Here is a 16,997-nt window from a genome sequence, read left to right on the forward strand (position 1 = left end):
TTTAACCTAACCCTTAAGTTACAGAAAATTATCATGTTATATTCCGGACATAAGACAAAGCCGCAGCAGCTATAAAGCAAAAAAGACGTGCCATTGCTGACACGTCTTTTTTTTTTACGCAAATTTAGCGTTATCACAATAACTTAGCGTATACTAGTCTACTCTGTCTCTGATCTGAGAGGCTTTCAGATAAACTTTACCACCTTTTTTATCAACGTAATATTTACGGTTTTTACCGTCAATATATACATCTGTACCATCTGGTGCTTTCTTACCTTTATAAGTTTTGTCAGCAACTTTAGCTGTACCCTTTACAGCAACTTCTGCTGTTTTGTTACCTACTTTACTGGCGGTGTTTTCAATTTTCTGACCAACTGTCTTTTTTTCCTGGGCTTGTACCGATAAAGATACCGATGCCAGAGCTAGGGCGAAGAAACCCAATACAAAAGTTTTTTTCATATTCTTAGAATTTAATTTAGCAGTAATGAAGCTAAGATCAGGCAGCCTGCAGTATAGGATATATAGCAGGCCTGAAGATGGTTTCACGATTGTATTAAATCAATTTCCAGGCCGAATAAAATCAGATCAGTTTTTCTGTCAATAACCTCATTTCTATCTGCGGCGAGTTTTTTTCGTATAATATTGCATACACTGCGCGGCTGATCGGCATATCAACTTTGTACTTTTTATTAATCACATGCATACAGGCAGTTGCATAGTAACCTTCAGCTATCATATTCATTTCGAGCTGAGCAGACTTAACCGTGTATCCCTTGCCTATCATATTACCAAAAGTTCTGTTTCTGCTAAACTGCGAATAGGCTGTGACAAGCAAATCACCTAAATAAGCGGATTCTTTAATATCCCTGTCAATTGGATGGACAGCATCTACAAAATCTTTCATTTCACGGACCGCATTAGAGATAAGCACTGCCTGAAAATTATCTCCATAACCCAAACCATGACAAATTCCACTCGCTACCGCATAGATATTCTTAAGCACAGCAGCGTATTCTGTACCGTAAATATCGTCTGAAACATTAGTTTTAATATACCTTGTATTAAGCAGTTTAGAGAATTCAACTGCATATTCCAAAGTAACTGAAGAGATAGTCAGGTATGAGAGTTTCTCCAATGCGACTTCTTCTGCATGGCAAGGTCCACTGATTACTATCAGATCTTCTTTTGGAATGCCATACTTTTCCTGCATGAATTCGCCTATAATCTGATTCTCATCTGGCACGATTCCTTTAATTGCAGAAACTATTTTCTTACCGGCAAGCATCTCCGGCGTTACACCGCGAAGGCTTTCCTTAAGAAATGCAGCCGGAACATTCAGGATGACGTAGTCTACCGGTTCCAGTATAGCTGGCAGCTGATCGGAAATATGCGATTCAGGTATCCTGATCTCGACCGAGCTCAGGTATTTAGGGTTATGTTTATATTTTTTAAGGTGTTCGATTACTTCGGTATCCCGCAGCCACCAGTATATGTCTTTCTCGGTAAGGTTATCCGAAAGCATCTTGATAACGGCCGTCGCCCAGCTTCCGCCGCCAATCATTGCAACTTTTGGTCTCATCATAGTCAAATAAAAAATCCCGGTTTAATGTTTTAAACCGGGACAAATTACTTAAATTATTATGAAGCGTCGTTTTTACTTTTTATCAGGATTTGCAAATAACTGATCCTTAGTAGTTTTTTCTACCTTCGCACCATCTTTCAAACGGTTCTGTATGGCAGAATAAGGTCCGCTAACAATTTCAGTTCCTGCTTTCAGACCACTCTTGATCTCAATGAACTGATCATTTTGAATACCGGTTGTAACCTCAACTTGTTTTACTGTACCACCTGCATAGGTATAAACATATTGTTTAATAGTTTTATCTGTCAGTTTTGACTTCTGCTTATCTGCATTTGCGTCATTTCCCTGCTGTTCTTTGTCGCTGCCGCCACCTTCGCTCTTTGTAAATACGGATTGGATCGGAACAGAAAGACTGTTCACAGATGAACTTTCAATATCAACTGTAGCCGATAATCCGGGTCTGAAAGGCGAGGGTAAATCTTTAGCACCACCCTGAACGCCACTGTATGAATCTGCTGAGATTCTTACTTTGACAACAAAATTCGTCACCTGGTCAACTGTTGTTGTTGTTGTGCCCACATCTTTAGAAGAACTGGCAATTTCTGTAACGATTCCTTTAAATTTCTTATCAGCAAACGCGTCTACCTCTATCGTTGCACTGTCACCTACGTTCACACGGTTAATATCATTTTCATTTACGTCTACGTTCACCTCCATAGAGTTCAGGTTTGAAATACGCATGATCTCTGTACCAGCAAACTGAGCTGTTCCCAGGATCCTGTCGCCAAGCTCAACCGATAACTTTGAAATTACACCATCTACCGGAGCGAAAGTAGTTGCTTTAGCCAAATTGGCACCCGCTTCCTGAACATTGGCACCTGATTGTGCTAGATTAAATTTAGCAGCAATCAAAGATTGTTTTGCACTCTCAAGATTCGTTCTTGCTGTGGAATATGCGGCTTTGGCTGCATCAAATTCTGCAACAGAGATCACTTTTTTATTGAAGAGTTCTACATTCCTTTTATAGATTCCATCTTCGTTTGCGAAGGTACCCTGAGACTGTTTCAACAATTGTTCAGCGGAACTCACACTCGCCTTCTGAGAATTATAGGAAGCGCTGGCCTTATCATATCCAGATTGCAGAATATCCGGTCTGATCTTAAACAATAACTGGCCTTTTTTAACCACATCACCTTCTTTAACCAGCAATTCAACTACTTCTCCCGACACCTCGGAACTCAGTTTCACTTCTGTCTCCGGCTGTACTTTTCCACTGGCAGTTACCGTTTCTATAACTTTCCTGACCTCTGCTTTCTCAACAGTAACCTTTTCCACTGTTTCACCTCCTATCAGTCCGGTCATTTTTGCTGCTACCAGTAAGGCAATCAGCACGCCAACTGCAATGAGTATGTGTTTTAATTTCATCGTTTGATAATTATAGTTTGAATTGCGTTAAAATGTAATCTGGTTCCCCAGGTAATAATCAATAACTTTTGACCGGAATAACAGGTCGTATTTTGCCTGGATCAGGTCAATTTCTGCTTTATTTCTATTTGTTCTGCTTGTATTATAATCCAATGAGTTAACCAGACCTACATTATAGCGCTGCTCAATCACATTAAATGCATCTTTTTGCGCATTAAATGTGTTTTCGTTAGACTTATAACGACTATCTGCGGCACGCAAATCTGCAACAGCCTGCGCAATTACCTTATTCAAATTATTTTTTGCCAGCTGCTCCTGGATCTTAAAATCTTCATAATTTATTTTTGCTCTTTTCACATTAGATCTTGCCTGTAATCCGTTAAATATAGGAATCTGAACAGAAAGTCCTACGTTCTGAAAAAAGTTGTTGCTGATCTGATCAAATAAATGCGGATTGGGGATGGAGCCCATCAAACCTGTACCCAGAAGGTAAGAATATCTGGAACCGATTCCCCCACCCAGGGAAATACGTGGACTCAAAGCGCCTTTCGCCACTGCCACTCCCTTTTCGGCAGCTTCGCGGTTTAACTTAGCCAGTTTAATATCAGGGAATATAGCGAGTGAAGAGTTATAAACCTCATTGACATTATAGTTCTTACGGGCCATTGCGATATCCACAATAGTTGGCGCAACCACCTCGTAATTCGAAGAATCCGGACGCATCTCCATTAACTGAGACAGTGTAAGAAAAGATATAGTCAGCTGGTTTTGCGCATTGGTCACATTTAATTCTGCAGTCGCTGCCTGAGCCTTTGCCTGAGAGATATCTGCCAGTGTTTTATTTCCCGCCTCCAGCAGTGCCTGCTCTCTTACCTCAGTTTCCTGCGCAACGATCAGCTGCTCATTAGAAGCTTTCAATAAATCTTCATTAAAAACCACCTGAAAATATGCTGTGACAACCTGCAGGGTCAGATCATTTTTAATCTTGTCCAGATTGCTGTTTCCTGCCTCCAGTAAAATCTTATTCTGACGGATCTGATTCAGTTTGGCAAAGCCACCAAAAAGATCTACCGATGCATTCAAACTACCCGTACCCTGATAAAACTTATTACTAACCAGCTGATTTGTGGCCGTGTTCAGACTTCGTCCAAAATTCAGACTATTGTCCAGACCACCGTTAAGTGAAGGGTAAAGCGCTGCTTTCGATTGCTGCAAGTTCACTTCTGATGTAGAAACATTCAGAGCGGCTTGCTTAATAGTCAGGTTATTCTGCAACATCCTTTCTACTGCCTGCTGAATAGTCAGTTTTTCCTGGGCAGCAGCCGTTCCGCTAAATCCGAGAGCAGCGACCAATAATGTCATACTGAAGGTAACAGGCCCGCGCAGGCTCTTAGGCGTAAAAGTTTTCATAATTTATATATACGTTGTTTAAACAATATGTTTTTCAGCTAACCAGTGGCAAATCCTGGTTTATTTTTATCTTTGGCCATGTACCTGGTCAGATCTCCCCTTCTTTTAAAGTGGTATTACAAAGGCTTAACCTGGCATAAGGAACGCGCTGAAAAAGTTGTTTACTTAACCTTTGACGACGGCCCTATGCCGATTGTTACAGAGTTTGTTTTAAATACTTTAAAAACTTACAAGTGCAAAGCAACTTTCTTCTGTATTGGTGACAATATCAGAAAACATCCTGATATTTTTGAGCGTTTAAAAACCGAAGGTCATGCTATAGGCAATCATACCTTCAATCACTTGAAAGGTTGGAAAACTCCAACGGATGTATATGTCACTAATTTCATCCGGTGTCAGGAGCTGACAGGCACCAATCTATTCAGGCCACCTTACGGAAGGATCAAAAAATCACAGATCCGGGCACTCAGAAAAATCCATCCGGACCTTCAGATTATTATGTGGGACACACTCAGTGGAGATTTCGATACTTCCATTTCCGCTGAAAAATGCATTAGCAATGTGCTATCTTACACCAGAAACGGATCTGTTATTGTCTTCCACGACAGTTTAAAGGCGTTCGACAGGATGCAGACAGCTTTGCCGGCTGTCATTGAATCGCTACAGAAAAAAGGCTACAGTTTCCGCACACTCTAAAACCCGCACAGAAAATTCAGGCCAGAATTATGAGAGGTGTCTCAACAGCAGATACAGGGCTTTTCAATGGAAAACCGCCCTTCATCTGTTCAGTACCGGACAGTGCTTTTTAAAAATGAACACCACGCTGATTATGGTCTTAATTTGCCCCATCGTTATGATTATTCAATTATTTAGAACATATATAAATAATATAATGATTTGCTTATCAACCCACACCCCTGTTTTTTTTTGTAAATTCGCAATAAATAATTCTTAATATATTACCTTTTAACACATTTATCAATGGCTTTTGATATAGAAATGATCAAAAAGGTGTATGCAAACTTTGGACCCCGGGTTGAGGCGGCCCGTAAACTAGTAGGCAGACCTTTAACACTCTCAGAAAAAATCTTATATACCCACCTTTGGGATGAAAATACAAATACCTCTTACGTTAGGGGTACGGACTATGTAGATTTTGCACCTGACCGTGTAGCTATGCAGGACGCTACGGCCCAAATGGCACTGTTACAATTTATGCAGGCTGGCAGACCGAAAGTTGCAGTACCCTCTACTGTACACTGCGATCACCTGATCACAGCAAAACTGGGTGCTGAAATTGACTTACCTGCAGCAAATACAGAAAGTAAAGAAGTTTTTGATTTCCTGGCTTCAGTTTCTAACAAATATGGTATCGGTTTCTGGAAACCGGGTGCTGGTATTATTCACCAGGTTGTATTGGAAAATTATGCATTCCCAGGTGGAATGATGATCGGTACTGACTCACACACAGTAAACGCAGGCGGTTTAGGTATGGTAGCTATTGGTGTTGGTGGTGCTGATGCATGCGACGTAATGGCTGGTTTACCTTGGGAGCTTAAATTCCCTAAACTGATTGGTGTAAAGTTAACCGGTAAATTAAACGGCTGGACTTCTCCTAAAGATGTAATTTTAAAAGTAGCTGGTATTCTGACTGTAAAAGGTGGAACAGGTGCTATCGTAGAATATTTTGGTGACGGCGCAACTGGCATGAGCTGTACTGGTAAAGGTACCATCTGTAATATGGGTGCTGAAATCGGTGCAACAACCTCTACGTTTGGTTACGATGAAAGTATGGAGCGTTATTTACGCGCTACCAACAGAGCTGATGTTGCTGACGCTGCAAACGAAATTAAAGAACATTTAACTGGTGACGCAGAAGTATACGCTGAGCCTGAAAAATATTTTGACCAGCTGATTGAAATTGATCTTTCTGCATTGGAGCCTTACCTGAACGGACCGTTCACACCGGATCTGGCTACACCTATTTCAAAAATGAAAGAAGTAGCTGCCGCTAACGGATGGCCAATGAAAATTGAAGTCGGACTGATTGGTTCTTGTACAAACTCTTCTTATGAAGATATTTCGAGAGCTGTTAGTGTGGCAAGACAAGTAGCTGAGAAAGGACTGACTGCAAAAGCAGAATATTGTATCAACCCAGGTTCTGAGCAAATCCGTTTCACCATTCAACGTGATGGTTTTATGGATGTTTTCAACCAGATTGGTGCTAAAGTATTCACTAATGCCTGCGGACCATGTATCGGTATGTGGGACAGGGTTGGTTCTGAAAAACAGGAGAGAAACACTATCGTTCACTCTTTCAACAGAAACTTTGCAAAACGTGCAGATGGTAACCCTAACACTTTTGCTTTTGTTGGTTCTCCGGAACTGGTAACTGCACTGGCTATAGCAGGTGATCTGAGCTTTAACCCCCTGACTGATACTTTAACGAACAACAAAGGTGAGCAGGTGAAACTTGATGAGCCAACTGGTTCTGAATTACCGGCAAATGGCTTCGCTGTTGATGACGCAGGTTATCAGCAACCAGCTGCAGATGGCAGTGGTATTGAAGTACTGGTATCTCCAACTTCACACCGTCTTCAATTACTGGATCCATTCACCCCATGGGAAGGTTCAGACCTGAAAGGTTTAAAACTACTGATCAAAGCTAAAGGTAAATGTACTACTGACCATATTTCTATGGCTGGCCCATGGTTGAAATTCAGAGGCCACCTGGACAATATCTCTAACAACATGCTGATTGGTGCTGTCAACTACTTCAACGACAAAACTGACGACGTTAAAAATTCTTTAACGGGTGAGTATGGTCCGGTTCCTGCAACTCAGCGTGCTTATAAAGCTGCTGGAATAGGTTCAATTGTTGTTGGTGATGAAAATTACGGTGAAGGTTCTTCTCGTGAGCATGCGGCAATGGAACCTCGTCATTTAGGTGTTCGTGCGGTATTGGTAAAATCATTTGCCCGTATTCATGAGACTAACCTGAAAAAACAAGGTATGCTTGGTCTTACTTTCGTGAACAAAGAAGATTATGAAAAGATTCAGGAGGATGATGTTATCGACATCACAGGACTGACTACTTTCGCTCCGAATGTTCCATTAATTATTGTTTTACACCATACTGATGGTACTCAGGAAGAATTCCCTGTAAATCACAGTTATAATGCACAGCAAATCGAATGGTTTAAAGCCGGTGGTGCGCTGAATATTATCCGTAAACAAGTAAAGAGCTAATATTTACTTAACATCTAAAAAAGCTGTCCCAAAAAAGGACAGCTTTTTTTATTTTCGCAAGAAATCCTGCCACCAGTAACCGGAAGATTTAATAATCCGCTGCTGGGTTTTAAAATCGGTGTAAACAAGGCCGAAACGGGTTTGATAACCTTCAGCCCATTCAAAGTTATCCATTAATGTCCAGGCCATATAGCCCGCTATATTCAATCCCTCCTGCTTAGCCTTTAATAGAGCCCCCAGGTATAATTCAAAATAACGAATCCTTTCCTGATCATCGACCTTTCCATCTTTAAGCTTGTCAGCATAAGCTGCCCCATTTTCTGTAATATACAATTTTGGTATTCCCGGGTACGCGGCAAATTGTTTGATAATCGCATAAAAACTGTCGGGATTAACTTCCCAACCCATCGCTGTATGCGGCTTAAGTCTGGATTTTGCCTTTACTTCCCATGCCTGAACCACTGGTACGAAAGCATTATATTTTACAGTTAAGGGAAAATAATTCTGCAATCCAATAAAGTCAAAATCAAAAGCCAGTTTCTCCGTATGCCGCCAGGTGGAATGCGAAATAGCAAATTTCTCCATCACCTCCCAGTCCATTCCCGGGTAGCCCATCCCCAGAAGAGGCTCGACAAACATCCGGTTGAGTAATATATCCATTCGGTATGCGGCCAGGTGATCATTATCAGCATCAGTATGGGGAAACACCTGAGAGCAGGAGAACGTCGTTCCTATATGCGCATTTTGAACTTCTGCACGTATAATACGACCTCCGTCAGCTTGTGCTATAGCGGCATGATGTACTGCAGTAAAAAATGAGGTAACACCTGTCTGACCAGGAGCGTGAATGCCGAGCATATAACCCAGGGAAGTAAAGCCGAAGGGTTCATTTAGAATGATCCAGTTCTTAACTTTATCTCCGTAAGTCTGCGCACAAAGACTCACAAATGTATTGAACGCTCCATTGACGCTATATGCTGCCCAGCCCCCTTCATTTTCAAGCGCCTCCGGCAAATCCCAGTGATATAATGTGACATAAGGAACAAGGCCGTTCTCCAGGCAACAATCGATAACCCGATGGTAAAAATTAATTCCGGCTTCATTTATTTTGCCAGTACCCTCAGGAAGTAATCGCGGCCAGGAAATAGAAAAACGAAAGGTGTCAAACCCGAGGGTTTTCACAAGAGCAATATCCTCAGCGTAGCGATGATAAAAGTCACAGCCCGGGTTTGGACCAGCGCCCCTCTTAATTTTGCCGCTACGCCTGGCAAAAGCATCCCAGATCGACGGCCCCTTACCGTCCAGATCTGCTGCTCCTTCATTCTGTGCTGCTGCTATAGCGATACCCCAGACAAAATCGTCCCCAAAATCGGCTGCTTTCATATTTTTCGGAATAACGTTAAATATCAACAGGTTATTTAAACACCGCGTTAAGCCTATGTTATTTCATCAGGTCTTTACATCCTGTTAAAGATCCATAGATGCTGGTAATTCCAAGCCAATCTCCTTGAGTAAAATGGCAGCGTTAAATGTTTTACAAGCGCCTGTTTTCAGCAGGTAATCGAAATTCATCTCCCCTTCTGCCAGTTGAATATCAAAATGATAATTTCTCACTTGTTTGGGGTGATCGCCGATCATTTCTGAAAGCTGCAGATCATGTGTGGCAAACAAAGCTGGTGTATTTTTACCGATCAGGTGTTCTATGAAAACTTTAGAACCCAAATACTTGTCCCTGCTGTTCGTACCCCGCAGCATTTCATCTATCAGTACCAGCGCATCAGGCATTCGGGCAACACCATCCAAAATCATTTTTAAACGATTCAGTTCTGCTTTAAAGGTGGATGTTTGGTCGTTCAACGAATCTTTAATACGCATATAACTAAGCAAACTAAAAATTGAGACTTTAAAAGAATGCGCACAAACCGGGGCTCCGGCATAAGCGAGCACCATGTTTACTCCTGCAGTTCTAAGGAAAGTACTTTTCCCTGCCATATTTGACCCTGTCACAATATCTACTGTCGGCCTGGATTCAAAACTATAGCTATTCACTACTCTGTTTTTCTCGTCAATCAGGGGATGTCCCAAGGCTAGGGCTTCAAGACGGAAAGTATTGCTGATAACCGGATATACCCATTCTGGTTCATTATGCCGCAAGGTAGCGAGTGATATCAGTTCTTCAAAGTGACTAATCGTTTCGAGTCCTCTGAGCATTCCTGCAGCAGATTGTATATACCACTTATCCAAACGGACAGCACACTTTAGATCATGCAGCATAAACAGATTTAATACACTTCCCACCAGAACATTGAGGCGCGCATCGAATGACACGATAATACCAGAAAGTTCTTTGATCTGCCTGCTTAAAGGCTTACCCTGCTCATCTTGTATCGTAAAACGCTGGATATAGCTGCTTTGCCAGTTTACTTCTTCAACCCATCTTATTGTTCCGGATAATGAATTCAACAATGTAGAGCCTCCGCTAAAGCCGTAATAAAGTTGATTAATAAATTTGAACCGATATAAGACCAGAGAAATATTGACAAAAAGATATACCCCGAAAAGACTCCAGGCACGGTCTCCATAAATATAGCCCAGAATAATCCCGGCCAGAGAAAGATAAGGAACCATTGAAATATATACCCGCAGCGCTTTACCTTTTATAAATCCCAGCTGCTTTGGCAGGTCATTTTCTAGTTTTGCAGCTATATTTTCCAATTGATTTTCTTTCTGTCCCTGCAAACCAGCACGAAAATGAAAGGTTTCCTGAATTTTACCACTCAGTTCTGTAATCGCCTGTTGCCGCAATAGAATATCGGCCTCAGCAGCGGGGACTGAAAAACTTTGGGCAAGCAGGTCTTTACCCAGTCTTGTAGTTGCACGGTTCACTTTCGCATATAAAGATCTTTTCCCAAAAATATCGAGATCTGAACTGTAGGGATGCAGTTCATTTTCATAAGCTGTACCATCTGCATAAATACTTTTATGGCGCCGAATCAGGTTGTCCTCATTTTCGTAAATGGTCAGGAGCTGACCGGCATAACTAAGTTCGTTCTCCACTCTAACTTGCTTTTTAACGAGCCATAGAAAGATCAGAACCGGTAAAATTGTAGCCACACCCAATACTGGATGGAAGCCAATGCTAATAATGAGTGTCACCAGGATAATCTCTGCCACAAACAAACCCAGCCGCGACAAAGAGATGGCATTGAGCTTCTTTTTAAGCCTTTCTACTTCAGTTTTCTGGGCATTTATGCTATTTTGATAGTCCTTTAAAATACTATCTCTGGAATTTACCATACCTTTGATTTTACGCTAAACGCGATTATAACTTATTTCTGCTAGAAACAGGCTGTTTTTATGCAGAAATAAAAATATACATACTATACTGAGCTAAAAGCATGAAGATTACACTGCTTGTTGTCGGCAAAACTGAAGACAAATACCTGATTGAAGGCATCGAAAAATATCTGTCAAGACTGAAACACTATATAGGTTTCACCCTGCTGGTCATACCAGAATTAAAGAATACCAAAAATCTGACTGAACAACAGCAGAAAAGTAAAGAAGCAGAACTGATCCTGAAACAGATCAGTAACCCCGATGTTATAATTCTGATGGACGAGAAAGGTAAAAAATACTCCTCCGTACAATTTGCACAGTATCTGAACAAACAGATGATCGGGAGTGTTCAGCAATTAACATTTGTCATTGGCGGCCCCTATGGTTTTGACGAATCGGTATATCAGCGGGCTAACGGTTTAATCTCACTCTCTGATATGACCTTTTCCCATCAGATGGTCAGGCTATTTTTTGTGGAACAACTCTACCGCGCATTCAGTATATTAAAGGGCGAGCCGTACCATCATCAATAAATTTGTGGAAAACCGCAGAATGATGCATCATTAAACAGGAATTAATAACTAAAAAGGAAGGATAATATGCAACCATCAGATTTTAAAAGAAAATATCGTTTTAAAAGCAGCAATTCTAATGACCGGTGGAGCTACACAATTGCTATTGTCATCTCTATTATTGCTTTTCTGGTTATCTGGTTATGTTTTTAAGTTTTAACCGAAATTAAAGGCATAAAAAAACCGGGAGCTAAACAACCCGGTTTTTTTATGTTAAAAGCAGACTAAACTCCTTTTTTACTTGTCATATTTACCTTTTTAGCAGGCTGAGCAGCTTTGCTCGGTGCTTTAGCATTTGCAGGCTTAGTTGCTGCTTTAGCTTTTTTATCTACTTTATCGTCAGCTTTTGGGGCTTCCTGACCTTCTAATCCTGCAGGAGCTTCCTCTGAAAATAAAGGAAGGTCTTTTAAGAGATGGAACCAGGTAACGATTTTCTTCATGTCTGAAGTATAAACTTTATCCTGATCGTGTGCCGGAGCAACATCAACAAATAAAGCTCTAAGTACTGCTGCGTCGGCCTTAGCATCAGGAACTTCTCCTTTTACCGCAGCGATATTAGCCAGTACATCAACCAATTTCAGATCTTCTTCTTCACCATAAATAGTGATATCTTCCAGTGATGCTAATTTAGTGGAAGAAATACTAGCTACGATTTTAACTTTCTGAGCATCTAAGCCTTCAAGTACATAACCTGCTTTATTCTGTCCAACCAATTTATATAGTCCTGGTCTGCCGGATACGGCTACAATTCCTCTTAAATTCATATACTTAATCTGCTAAAACTTCAATACTTAAAATTTTATCGCCTTGTTTGATATCATCAACAAGATCTACGTTCTCGATAACTTTACCAAAACAAGTATGGTTTCTGTCTAAGTGCGCAGTGTTTGCTCTGCTGTGACAGATAAAAAATTGTGATCCTCCTGTATTTCTACCTGCATGCGCCATAGAAAGGACACCACGGTCATGAAATTGGTTCTCACCTGACAGCTCACAATCAATTTTGTAACCCGGACCACCAGTACCTGCCAAATGCGCAGTAGCTGCGTCTTTAGAGTTAGGACATCCGGTTTGAACCATAAAATTAGGGATTACACGGTGAAAAGTAACACCATCATAAAATCCTTCTGAAGCTAATTTTTTAAAGTTCGCAACTGCTTTTGGTGCATCCTTCTCATAAAACTCGACAGTCATGTCGCCTTTTTCTGTTTTTATTATTGCTTTGCTCATATTTTCGTTATTGTAATCTGCAAATTTAGTAAAATGTGCGTAAAGTTAAATGCCGGGTTGAAATACCCCGACCTGTAAATGTATATAAAATCATCGGAATCGTATAAATACCTGAAGATGTTTTCGTGTTAATCGTAGAAATTCCAGCTTAAGCCAACCTTAAACACCCTGTCTTGCATCGGGTAACGGTTCACTGTATAGTATCCGTTCGACTGTAAACCCTGATTAATGTATTCATATTTCAGGAATATATTGGCTTTACGCAAACTTGCCCTGATCCAGAAATCTACTACAGGATAGGTATCGAGTTTCTCATCGCTTCCCAAATAAAATTGACCTACTGCCGGGGAATAGGAATAATTTGAGTACTTCGTATTGTATTTTACATCAAAACCAATATTCGTTCTAAGAACTTTGAATACCGTCTGATCTACGAAGAAGCTGTTGAAAGTATAAAAATCGGGAGTTCTGAGTATATTTTGTGCATTAGACTTCTGATAGACCATATAACTTTCCAGTGAGAATTTCCCAAAACGGAACTTCTTCCCCAGCGTAAATTTCAGCAAACTGATCGCATCGGTATATTGTTCGGGAACGACCACAGTCAAGTCTGCCTGATCTCCTGGCTGTTTGAAGTATAAGTAATCATTAATCAGAAAATATTCTGCGCTTGCATCGAGTTTCAACTTTTCATTCAGGTACCGGAATGACAGGTTTGTTGTTTTAGTTTTTGACCAGTCTTTGCCCAGGTTAAAATGTCTGCCATTATACAGCGTGTTAATCTGTTCTGCATTCATACCAGAACCGCTGATATTGTTATCATTTTCCCAGCTGAAATGGTTGCCATAATATTTGTTATAAATTTCTTCAGGAGATTTTTGCTGTAAATATGCGCCAAGTATAACACGCCCAATATTCTGGCTCACCAGAACATTACTTTTCGCTTCATATAAAAAGTCTCCTGTTTGTCTTCCCTGAAAGATCTGCTGTACATCTACATTCAGATCCACACGATCACTAAACCTGTAGCCGGCGTTACCCAGTAAGGTTACGTTCTGAAATGACTTCTGATTAATGTAAAAAGGCTGGGCATTTAAACGCTGCACTTGCTGTGTATAATCGTAGAAATCATGCCTGATACCTGCATCCAGCTTAAGTTCATTTTTAATAAGTGTACTGCTTTTTCCGCGCAGAAAGAAACTATATACGATCTCATTCTTCACGTGAACCACTCCCGTACTGTCGTTAGTATATCTCAGGTCTGCAATACCAGCAGGGAGTAACGTATGATCATCATCTTCAGTTTTTTGAAAAGCATAGGCGTCTTTATCATACTGCAAAGTATAAGTAACCTTATTAGTGGGCAGCACCTTTTTTGTGATTTCCTGGTCCAGTGTATCAATACGGCCTACAAAATAAGATTGCTTCAGCATGATGGTATTCTTTCTGTAGATCTGCCTGCTGTTATTCAGACGTACGGCCTGCGCATTTCTGGCCACCCCATTTTCGTCGGTACCGAACACATCGGCAACCGGCGAACCATTCTCATAGGCCTTCAAAGTATTGAATATAGCGTTCGCAAATAAAGTATAGCGCTTATTAGGTGAAGTATACCAGGTAAAAATGGTACCATTTAATACATCTCCACGTTGTCTGGCATAAGTACCATTTGCACCTATCCGGTTATAACTCGCTCCAATATTCCAGTTCTTTTTAATGTTTTGTGAATGCAAAACCCTGAATAACTGCTCTTCGTCTCCGCTATATTGTCCCCCGTAAAAGAGGTTACTGAAAGGCGTGCGTGCCTGATAATAAATAATATCATCATGTCCTTTTGCGTACCAATCAAGTGCATGAAAACCTGGGTTAAAACCTATTGTTTTATCCGGGTTGAAAAGCAGGTCTTTTGCCGCCAGCCCAATATTACCATTATATACGGTAGGTCTTCTGGGCTGTTCCACAGGACTATAATTCTGCATGCCATTTAAACTGGTATCCAGTGGCAATGTTTGAATACTATCTCTGGTAAGCTTTAATGTTGTGTAACGTACAAATCTGGACGTAAAAACCACAGAATCAGGGCCGTTCTCCAGCTTATTACGCAGGGAGTCGAGTTCCTTATTATCCCGGACAGTAGTTTTCAAATCCTGAGCACTAATCCTCGTGAAACCTGCCAATATCCAGGTAAAGCATACCAATACTATAATTTTATACATCTAAGGTCAGGATTAACTGGCTCAATATTTTGGTCATTAATGGTTCTGCTGCCCTGGCAGTAGCCAGTATCTCATCAAGGCTTACCGGTTTCAATTCTTCCGGGAACCCCTCATCAGTCAATACCGATATCGCGAAAACGGGCAGACTCATATGGTTAGCAACAATCACTTCAGGTACAGTGCTCATTCCAACGGCATCGCCCCCAATAATTCTAAGATATTTATATTCTGCTTTAGTTTCAAGATTAGGTCCTGTAACGGCCACATAGACACCCTGATGGCAAGTTATATTTTCATTTGAAGCTATTTCCAGGGCTTTTTGAACAAGATTACGTCTGTAGGGCTGGCTCATATCCGGGAAACGTGGCCCCATATCTTCATCATTTCTGCCACGTAGCGGACTCTCCGGCTGAAGATTGATATGATCGCTGATGATCATCAGGTCTCCTTTTTTAAAATCAGGGTTCAATGAGCCTGCAGCGTTGGAAATAAAAAGGTTTTTAACTCCCAGCGCTTTCATTACACGAATGGGAAAAGTAATCTGCTGCATAGAATAACCCTCATAATAATGGAGTCTTCCCTGCATGGCCACTACTTTTTTGCCATTCAGTATGCCAAAAATAAGTTTACCCGAATGGAACTCTAGTGTAGAGATCGGGAAATTCGGAATATTGGAATACATCAGACTAAATTCGACCGCTATTTCCTGTACCAGACCACCTAAACCGGTTCCCAGGACGATACCAATTTCAGGCTGAAAATGATTAGTTTTTTGATTGATATAAGTGACGGTCTCTTGTAATGTCTGAAACATAAGTTAATAGCTTTTGATCAAAAATAGATTGTTTCCCCTGCCCGACTTCCATACGGATTGGCAAATAAAATACAGGCAAATTTAGTAGTAATTCTTTGATTGTAACATCAAATAAACGTTGAGCATCCTTTTCTGTTGTGAGGATGATTTTTTCTTTTCCCGAATGCGCATGAAATGCATCCCTTAACCGCTGTAAATCTGAAAATTTATACAAGTAATGATCTGAATAATCATGATGAACTATTGTGCTGCCCAACTGCTTTAGATAAGTTAGTAAAGGCGCAGGATTAGCTATTCCGGTCAATAGAAAGATTGTTTTATCTTTTAATGCGGAAAGCGGAAATTCTTCACTATCATATAAACTGACTGGCTGCTGATAGACAATGGAAGAGCAAAATACAGCGTGCTCCGCATCAAATTTATCCGTGGCTCGTTTTAATTCCGCGGCAGTAGTTTCGGATGGCACTTTTGTAATCATGAGTAAATCTGCCCGGCGGTAACTGCTAAAGGCTTCTCTCAAATTGCCCGCGGGTAATAAAAACTGTGTCTTATTAAGCTGGTTAAAATCAAATAGCAAAATGCTGAATCCCGGTTTCAGACTTCTGTGCTGAAAAGCATCATCGAGCAATATCAAGTCATGATCTGACTGCAATTTCCGGATTCCTTTCACCCTGTCTTCGCAAACAGCAACCGTAATCTGCGGAAATTTATGATAAAACTGGAGGGGCTCGTCGCCGATAGTTAAGGCCGTATCTGCTGCACCGGCCCTGATAAATCCTTTGGTCTTCCGGCCATACCCACGGCTGAGTACTGCAATTTTACGATCCCTGAACAGATTAATCAGATATTCAGTAGCGGGACTCTTCCCTGAACCTCCCACAACAAGGTTGCCCACTACAATAACCGGAAGGTCAAATTTTGTGGAACGGAAAACACCCAAATTATAAAGCTGATTTCTGAGGTAAACCACCAGGCCGTAAATCAACGAGAGCGGTAATAAAAGGATTCTTAAGTATTTAAGCATAGGAGTGAATCAAAAATAAGAATTATTTCAGCGAAGATTGACCTGGTATGTTTATAATGTTCCATAAGTGATAATCAGCGCAGTGTTTTCTGCGTTTAATTTAATGTTAGCTAAATATCATAATGCCAGCCGCATT

The 16,997-nt window shown here is 40.8% G+C and carries 14 protein-coding genes; 3 read left to right on the forward strand and 11 right to left on the reverse strand.

Features of this window, described 5'->3' with window-relative positions:
* Positions 1–153: 153 nt before the first annotated feature.
* The 4 genes from BM192_RS15380 to BM192_RS15395 all read right to left on the reverse strand — a co-directional run bounded on the left by BM192_RS15380 (position 154) and on the right by BM192_RS15395 (position 4,417).
* Positions 154–459, reverse strand: a complete 306-nt coding sequence (locus tag BM192_RS15380; protein WP_037440818.1) for a hypothetical protein — start codon at positions 457–459, stop codon at positions 154–156.
* Positions 460–580: 121 nt separating this feature from the next.
* A complete protein-coding gene (locus BM192_RS15385) occupies positions 581–1,582 on the reverse strand; it encodes an NAD(P)H-dependent glycerol-3-phosphate dehydrogenase (protein ID WP_037440774.1) in 1,002 nt (333 codons plus the stop codon).
* Positions 1,583–1,654: 72 nt separating this feature from the next.
* Positions 1,655–3,007: an efflux RND transporter periplasmic adaptor subunit gene (locus BM192_RS15390; RefSeq protein WP_037440772.1), complete on the reverse strand. Its 1,353-nt coding sequence runs from the start codon at positions 3,005–3,007 to the stop codon at positions 1,655–1,657.
* A 27-nt stretch (positions 3,008–3,034) separates the two neighbouring features.
* The gene (locus tag BM192_RS15395; RefSeq protein ID WP_037440770.1) at positions 3,035–4,417 is read right to left on the reverse strand and encodes a TolC family protein; all 1,383 of its coding nucleotides are present in this window, start codon (positions 4,415–4,417) and stop codon (positions 3,035–3,037) included.
* Positions 4,418–4,495: 78 nt separating this feature from the next.
* On the opposite strand from BM192_RS15395, the gene BM192_RS15400 reads away from it, so the two are divergent.
* Together BM192_RS15400 and BM192_RS15405 are read left to right on the forward strand one after the other, a co-directional pair.
* The gene (locus BM192_RS15400; RefSeq protein WP_037440768.1) at positions 4,496–5,113 is read left to right on the forward strand and encodes a polysaccharide deacetylase family protein; all 618 of its coding nucleotides are present in this window, start codon (positions 4,496–4,498) and stop codon (positions 5,111–5,113) included.
* Positions 5,114–5,398: 285 nt separating this feature from the next.
* Positions 5,399–7,666 (forward strand): aconitate hydratase, encoded by a 2,268-nt coding sequence (locus BM192_RS15405; RefSeq protein WP_037440766.1) that lies wholly within the window; start codon positions 5,399–5,401, stop codon positions 7,664–7,666.
* A 48-nt stretch (positions 7,667–7,714) separates the two neighbouring features.
* Here the strand turns inward: BM192_RS15405 and BM192_RS15410 are convergent, their stop codons facing one another.
* Both BM192_RS15410 and BM192_RS15415 read right to left on the reverse strand, forming a co-directional pair.
* A complete protein-coding gene (locus tag BM192_RS15410; RefSeq protein ID WP_037440763.1) occupies positions 7,715–9,049 on the reverse strand; it encodes a GH1 family beta-glucosidase in 1,335 nt (444 codons plus the stop codon).
* Between the two features lie 84 nt (positions 9,050–9,133).
* Positions 9,134–10,963: a MutS-related protein gene (locus tag BM192_RS15415; protein WP_037440761.1), complete on the reverse strand. Its 1,830-nt coding sequence runs from the start codon at positions 10,961–10,963 to the stop codon at positions 9,134–9,136.
* 101 nt (positions 10,964–11,064) lie between these two features.
* Between BM192_RS15415 and rlmH the strand changes: the two genes are divergently transcribed.
* Positions 11,065–11,538 (forward strand): 23S rRNA (pseudouridine(1915)-N(3))-methyltransferase RlmH, encoded by a 474-nt coding sequence (rlmH, locus tag BM192_RS15420; protein ID WP_037440759.1) that lies wholly within the window; start codon positions 11,065–11,067, stop codon positions 11,536–11,538.
* A 263-nt stretch (positions 11,539–11,801) separates the two neighbouring features.
* Here the strand turns inward: rlmH and BM192_RS15425 are convergent, their stop codons facing one another.
* From BM192_RS15425 to lpxK, 5 genes are all read right to left on the reverse strand, one after another.
* The gene (locus tag BM192_RS15425) at positions 11,802–12,341 is read right to left on the reverse strand and encodes a DUF5606 family protein (protein WP_037440756.1); all 540 of its coding nucleotides are present in this window, start codon (positions 12,339–12,341) and stop codon (positions 11,802–11,804) included.
* Between the two features lie 4 nt (positions 12,342–12,345).
* Positions 12,346–12,807, reverse strand: a complete 462-nt coding sequence (locus BM192_RS15430) for a peptidylprolyl isomerase (protein WP_037440755.1) — start codon at positions 12,805–12,807, stop codon at positions 12,346–12,348.
* Between the two features lie 128 nt (positions 12,808–12,935).
* A complete protein-coding gene (locus tag BM192_RS15435; RefSeq protein WP_037440754.1) occupies positions 12,936–15,023 on the reverse strand; it encodes a putative porin in 2,088 nt (695 codons plus the stop codon).
* Entirely contained in the window at positions 15,016–15,837 is an 822-nt protein-coding gene (locus tag BM192_RS15440) for a purine-nucleoside phosphorylase (protein ID WP_037440753.1), read from the reverse strand. The genes BM192_RS15435 and BM192_RS15440 overlap by 8 nt, the downstream gene beginning before the upstream one ends.
* On the reverse strand, positions 15,788–16,861 hold the full coding sequence (gene lpxK, locus BM192_RS15445; RefSeq protein ID WP_037440751.1) for a tetraacyldisaccharide 4'-kinase: 1,074 nt from the start codon (positions 16,859–16,861) through the stop codon (positions 15,788–15,790). The genes BM192_RS15440 and lpxK overlap by 50 nt, the downstream gene beginning before the upstream one ends.
* Positions 16,862–16,997: the final 136 nt, after the last annotated feature.

The organism is Pedobacter antarcticus, from assembly GCF_900112985.1.
GTDB lineage: Bacteria > Bacteroidota > Bacteroidia > Sphingobacteriales > Sphingobacteriaceae > Pedobacter > Pedobacter antarcticus.

Bases quoted from the DNA above. Each gene is read 5' to 3' on its own strand.
- BM192_RS15380 (WP_037440818.1), bottom strand. From the start codon at position 459: ATGAAAAAAACTTTTGTATTGGGTTTCTTCGCCCTAGCTCTGGCATCG.
- BM192_RS15385 (WP_037440774.1), bottom strand. From the start codon at position 1,582: ATGATGAGACCAAAAGTTGCAATGATTGGCGGCGGAAGCTGGGCGACG.
- BM192_RS15390 (WP_037440772.1), bottom strand. From the start codon at position 3,007: ATGAAATTAAAACACATACTCATTGCAGTTGGCGTGCTGATTGCCTTA.
- BM192_RS15395 (WP_037440770.1), bottom strand. From the start codon at position 4,417: ATGAAAACTTTTACGCCTAAGAGCCTGCGCGGGCCTGTTACCTTCAGT.
- BM192_RS15400 (WP_037440768.1), top strand. From the start codon at position 4,496: ATGTACCTGGTCAGATCTCCCCTTCTTTTAAAGTGGTATTACAAAGGC.
- BM192_RS15405 (WP_037440766.1), top strand. From the start codon at position 5,399: ATGGCTTTTGATATAGAAATGATCAAAAAGGTGTATGCAAACTTTGGA.
- BM192_RS15410 (WP_037440763.1), bottom strand. From the start codon at position 9,049: ATGAAAGCAGCCGATTTTGGGGACGATTTTGTCTGGGGTATCGCTATA.
- BM192_RS15415 (WP_037440761.1), bottom strand. From the start codon at position 10,963: ATGGTAAATTCCAGAGATAGTATTTTAAAGGACTATCAAAATAGCATA.
- rlmH (WP_037440759.1), top strand. From the start codon at position 11,065: ATGAAGATTACACTGCTTGTTGTCGGCAAAACTGAAGACAAATACCTG.
- BM192_RS15425 (WP_037440756.1), bottom strand. From the start codon at position 12,341: ATGAATTTAAGAGGAATTGTAGCCGTATCCGGCAGACCAGGACTATAT.
- BM192_RS15430 (WP_037440755.1), bottom strand. From the start codon at position 12,807: ATGAGCAAAGCAATAATAAAAACAGAAAAAGGCGACATGACTGTCGAG.
- BM192_RS15435 (WP_037440754.1), bottom strand. From the start codon at position 15,023: ATGTATAAAATTATAGTATTGGTATGCTTTACCTGGATATTGGCAGGT.
- BM192_RS15440 (WP_037440753.1), bottom strand. From the start codon at position 15,837: ATGTTTCAGACATTACAAGAGACCGTCACTTATATCAATCAAAAAACT.
- lpxK (WP_037440751.1), bottom strand. From the start codon at position 16,861: ATGCTTAAATACTTAAGAATCCTTTTATTACCGCTCTCGTTGATTTAC.